General features: G+C 66.0%; 1 protein-coding gene. It reads right to left on the bottom strand.

Annotation, left to right across the window (positions count from 1 at the left end):
* The coding region (locus tag NKJ18_RS32970) for an integrase core domain-containing protein (RefSeq protein ID WP_352761624.1) at nucleotides 1–582 on the bottom strand (582 nt) is incomplete at its 5' end.

Here is a 582-nt window from a genome sequence, read left to right as displayed (position 1 = left end):
CTATGCGTCCGCCGCAGCGCCAAGCGGATTGGTTGGCGCGGCGCTGCGGCGGACAAGCTTCATGTGCCGTGTGTCGATGATGCCGAGCGGGTGGGCATGGAATGAGAGTGTCCATTGTCCGTCTTCGGTCTCCAACGCAGCGACCGGTTCGCCCGCCAGCGCTTGCGAGACATATATGAAGCCGCCATTCCATCGGATCTCGCCATTGTGGCGCACGCGGCGGACCGAGGCCTCGGCCGGATAGACGGGCTCGGGTGGTGTCCTGGGCATGGCGCGCTGTGAGGACCGGTAGTGCTGGGCGGGCGTGTCCATGCCCAGTGCCTCATGGGGACGTTCCTCATTGTAGCTGTGGCGGAAGGTCTCGAAGGCCTGGCCCTGTGCCGTTCGGTCGGCTTCCGGTGCCTCGGCCATCGGCAGCATGGTCAGGTGAAAGCGCTCGTGACGTCCGTTCTGCTGTGGCCTGCCGGGTGCGATCCGCTCCAAGGTGATGCCGAGCTTGATGAAGCGCACGACAAGCGGCGTCAGCCCGGTGACGCCGGCCGATGCGAAGGGCGGGCCATTGTCGCTTCTGAAGCGATCCGG

Origin of the sequence: Mesorhizobium sp. M0217, from assembly GCF_040321955.1 — a bacterium.
Taxonomy (GTDB): Bacteria; Pseudomonadota; Alphaproteobacteria; order Rhizobiales; family Rhizobiaceae; genus Mesorhizobium.
Note: the sequence above shows the minus strand (reverse complement) of the source record. Positions and strands in the feature narration are given on the sequence as shown.